Source organism: Lysinibacillus sp. 54212 (genome assembly GCF_036662795.1).
Lineage (GTDB): Bacteria > Bacillota > Bacilli > Bacillales_A > Planococcaceae > Lysinibacillus_B.
The window spans coordinates 1-4613 of the sequence record NZ_JBAFWZ010000055.1 but is presented as its reverse complement, the minus strand read 5'-3'; the positions used below and the strand labels follow the sequence as shown (position 1 = coordinate 4613).

The window sequence follows — 4613 nt, the reverse complement described above, 5'->3', positions numbered from 1 at the left end:
TCTTAGTAGCTTAATCTCTTTTTTTAGTTTGTCCTTGACTTGGGTACCACTTTAAAGTATGTTTCGTACGCTCTTTCTCTCTGTTAGACAAGTATATTAATCTGCTCTTCCCACGCCTGGATTGCAGCTTCGATATCCACAGCTACACCCTGCTCTTGTAACGCTTCGCCAATGCTACGAATTGCCTGCTCTAGCTGTTCTGGCGTAGTATTCCCCATATGACCAATTCGGAATGCTTTACCGGCTAGGTGAGCGAGTGAGCCAGCCACAATCACGCCTCTTTTAGCAAGACTGCTTCTGAATTCTGCATCATTTACGCCTTCAGGATAGACGATACAGCTTAGTGTTGCCGCCGCAACCTCTTCGTCTGCTAGTGGCTGCATACCATAGCTACGTAATGCCGCGCGTACCCCTTTACCGTATGCCATATGACGTGCCTCACGCTTTTCCATACCTTCATCTAACACAATTTTTAACGCCACATCATAGGCGTAAATTAAGTTGACGGGTGGTGTTGCGAAATATTTTCCTGGATCGTCCATAATCGCACGCCAGTTGTTGATATCTGCATAATACGCAGGTATGGAGCCCAGTGCCTCGCGTGCCTCTAGTGCCTGTGGGCTAAATGCCACAACCGCTAGTCCAGGTGGTACACCAATTGCTTTTTGTGAGCCTGTTAACACAACATCCAATGTGTAATTTGGATTGCCGCCATACGCCTGGCTCATATCCTCCTGCAGGGCAGCTGTTGCCACGACACCATCAACAATTGCAAGGGCACCTGCCTCTTTAATGATTGGGATCAGTGTTTCTAAATCGGACGCTACACCCGTTGATGTATCGGCATGTGTAATCGTCACGGCCTTAAAGCTCTTGTCGGCAAGTGCTTCCTTTACTAGTTCAGCATCCACACGCTTGCCCCATTGGGATTGTAGGACTTCTACTTGGATTCCATAGGCTGTTGCTAGTGGTGTGAAACGGTCGCCAAAATAGCCGTGACTAATGACAAGTAGCTTTTCGCCCTTACCAACCGTATTCACAAGTGCCATTTCCATTGCAAGCGTTCCTGAGCCTGCTACAACATAGACTTCCCCGTCTGTATTAAATAATCTCTTTGTTTGCTCAATGGCATTTTTATAAATCGCTACAAACCGTGGATCTGTGTGACCTCTTGTTTCGCTCGAGAGTGCATCATAAATCTCATCTACTACAGGTGTAGGACCGGGTACGAGTAATAGCTCTTTATTTTTCATTCGAGTATCCCCTTTTTAATATGATCAATGTTTTTGAATATAACAAAAACACCCTCCTAGCCCCATCACGACTAGGAAGGCATTTCCCCCTTTTATATAAGAATCTTACACAATTCTTAATAATAGACCCCTTGTTTTAACGCTATATATACTTTTATGGGAGGCAAAACCCATGTTCAAAAGTAATCCCATCACAACTCCGTGTAAATTGTAGTAGGAAATAAAATGACGAATTATAATAGTAAAGTTTACATGTCTAACTAACGGTATTATTTCGTATATAGGCTGTATTAAGTACCCGAGCAATGCCGCTTGTGCTTGTTGAAAAATGATCGTTTCGGCATAACGGTCACCTTTAAAAGCTTGTTCCCCAACAGCTTTTTTCATATGCACAAGTGCCATACCGGATTACTTAGTACCCTAACTCTTCATCTCTTACATTGTGAAGTTATATGATATACGCACACTTGGCAGTCCGAGCGTGCGTATATTCTATTGCTAATCTTGTATAGTACATCCCTTGTCGAGTAGGGATAATGGCGTTCGTATTATACGAATTGCTCAGTTTCAGTTGAACCAGACATTGCAGTTGTTGAAGATGTACCACCTGAAATTGTTTGTGATACTTCATCAAAGTAACCAGTACCAACTTCGCGTTGGTGACGAGTTGCTGTGTAACCTTTAGACTCTGCAGCGAACTCAGCTTGTTGTAGCTTAGAGTAAGCAGCCATACCATTGTCTTTGTAGTCATGCGCAAGCTCGAACATAGAGTAGTTTAAGCTGTGGAAACCAGCAAGTGTAATGAATTGGAACTTGTAGCCAAGCTTACCTAATTCACGTTGGTATTCTGCGATTTCTGCGTCAGAAAGTTTTGCTTTCCAGTTGAATGATGGAGAGCAGTTATACGCTAACATCTTACCTGGGAATTCAGCGTGGATTGCTGTTGCGAATTCACGAGCTTCTTCTAAAGATGGGTGAGATGTTTCGCACCAGATTAAGTCTGCGTATGGTGCATATGCTAAACCACGAGCGATTGCTTGCTTGATACCTGGTTTTGTACGGAAGAAGCCTTCTGGTGTACGTTCGCCAGTGATGAACTCTGCATCGCGTGGATCGATATCTGAAGTTACCATATCAGCTGCATCAGCATCTGTACGAGCGATTAAGATTGTGTCTACGCCCATTACGTCAGCTGCAAGACGAGCTGCGATTAAGTTACGTACTGCATTTTGAGTTGGAAGTAATACTTTACCACCTAAGTGACCACATTTTTTCTCAGAAGCTAATTGGTCTTCTAAGTGAACACCAGAAGCACCTGCTTCGATCATGCCTTTAACAAGCTCGAATACGTTTAATGGACCACCGAAACCTGCTTCAGCGTCTGCTACGATTGGTGCGAACCAGTCGAAACCGTCTTCACGTCCCTCTGAATGGTCGATTTGATCTGCACGTTGTAGCGCTTGGTTAATACGCTTTACTACAGCCGGTACAGAGTTTGCTGGGTATAGTGATTGGTCAGGATACATTTGACCAGAAAGGTTTGCGTCAGCCGCTACTTGCCACCCCGATAAGTAGATTGCTTGTAAACCTGCTTTAACTTGTTGAACTGCTTGGTTACCAGTTAGGGCACCTAAAGCGTTGATGAATGGCTCAGTGTGTAAAGAATTCCAAAGACGTTTTGCACCACGAGCTGCAAGAGTTTGCTCGATTACTACTGAACCTTGTAATTTTACTACTTCTTCAGCGTCATAACCGCGGTCAATACCTTTCCAGCGTGGGTTTTCTGCCCAATCCTTTTTTAGAGCTACAATCTTTTCTTGACGACTTGACATGTTACATTTCCACCTTCCCAATTGTGTAATAAGATACTCTGCTAAGAAAATATTTTTAAATACTGTTCCATAACAGGAGTACTTGTTGTAAATTAATATATAACAGAATGTTTCGTTTTTCATTATTTTCTGATAAAACACCTGAAATTAATGACGAAATAGTCTATAGTTGGGATGAAATGTAAAAGTACATATAATACAGAGGGGGAATGTTTTATATGAAACAAGGGGATATTATAATTGATAGAAAAGTATTGGACCAATATAAAGTTATATTAGACGATTGGATTCCAAAAACTGCAGCCATAGCGATTGCTATAGAGAATACGTATGTATATTTTACGAGTGGGAGCCATGAGCTGCATTTAGAGGTTGGCTCAGCTGTAAAGGAGGATAGCCTAACTCACCGTGTCTTACAAACACAAACTAAAACGGATGCTGTGATGGATAACTCTTTATTCAACACGCCGTATTACGCAATCGGCTATCCCGTTCTAATCGATGGGAAACAGGCTGCGCTTGTAGTTGTATTACCGCCAACGTATTCACCACAAAAGCAGGAGCCTTATCGCTTTTTAACAGGCAAGCAAAATGAGGATTGGAGTCCCATACCGATTGAGGAAATCTCTCATATTGAAAGCCTACAAAAACGCACATGGTTTTATCGAAACGGGGAGCAATATAAAACCTCCGTTACATTAAAGGAGTTAGAAATACGTTTACCTAAAACATTTATACGTATTCATCGATCATACATTATTAACATTCACTTTATTAAAAAAATTTCACGTGATATTACATCGAATTTTATTGTGCTCATGAAGGATGGTACCGAGCTACCTGTAAGTCAATCTTACATGAATAACCTTCGCACAATATTGGAATTTTAAAGCTTAAATACACTAGTAACAAAAAAGGCGACCGATAATTTTTTCTTCGATCGCCTCTTTTCATATTCATTTTCTCAACACGTACTGAAAAGGGTAATAATATGAATATAATATATCCTAAAACAACAAAAGGGAAATACTCCCCCTGTCATCCGCTCCGTGATTCCTTCCATAAAGCAAGCAAAATATCGTCATTATAAAGATAAAATGATTTGTTACTTAGTATATTTAAACAGAAGGAGGGAGTTTTTATTGAATCCAATACAACATCAACCTCATTCAGAATTACAAAAAGAAGAGCCTGAAACGTCAACTCTCTGTAGCAAAATATTTTTTATATTCAAAAATCCTTACCTTAAAATGTTCCTACTTTCGATTATTATGGAAATTTCTTTTGACCAATTTTGAAGTATTATTACTCCCTTCAAAAAACCCATTCAAATAAGCAAACGCATAGCTATTCAGAATTATTATTGAACTCCTTTTTAAACATTAATAAAACACGGAGCTTGTAGTGTATCTCAAGATCTTGTTATTTAAATAAAGAGAACAAAAAGAAAAAGCCTGAGAAAATATTCTCAGGCTTTTGTTTGTGCCTAGCGACGTCCTACTCTCACAGGGGGAAGCCCCCAACTACC

4 protein-coding genes are annotated in these 4613 nt (G+C 40.7%); 1 reads left to right on the top strand and 3 read right to left on the bottom strand.

Annotated features, from left to right (window positions below; genetic code table 11):
- Window positions 1-83 precede the first annotated feature (83 nt).
- The 3 genes from V4T18_RS18155 to aceA all read right to left on the bottom strand — a co-directional run bounded on the left by V4T18_RS18155 (window position 84) and on the right by aceA (window position 3085).
- Window positions 84-1253 (bottom strand): pyridoxal-phosphate-dependent aminotransferase family protein, encoded by a 1170-nt coding sequence (locus V4T18_RS18155; RefSeq protein WP_332651846.1) that lies wholly within the window; start codon window positions 1251-1253, stop codon window positions 84-86.
- 105 nt (window positions 1254-1358) lie between these two features.
- The gene (locus tag V4T18_RS18150) at window positions 1359-1655 is read right to left on the bottom strand and encodes a hypothetical protein (protein ID WP_332651845.1); all 297 of its coding nucleotides are present in this window, start codon (window positions 1653-1655) and stop codon (window positions 1359-1361) included.
- A gap of 146 nt (window positions 1656-1801) precedes the next feature.
- Window positions 1802-3085, bottom strand: a complete 1284-nt coding sequence (gene aceA / locus V4T18_RS18145; protein WP_332651843.1) for an isocitrate lyase — start codon at window positions 3083-3085, stop codon at window positions 1802-1804.
- A 218-nt stretch (window positions 3086-3303) separates the two neighbouring features.
- Between aceA and V4T18_RS18140 the strand changes: the two genes are divergently transcribed.
- Window positions 3304-3975, top strand: a complete 672-nt coding sequence (locus V4T18_RS18140; RefSeq protein WP_332651841.1) for a LytR/AlgR family response regulator transcription factor — start codon at window positions 3304-3306, stop codon at window positions 3973-3975.
- The last annotated feature ends 638 nt before the right edge of the window (window positions 3976-4613 follow it).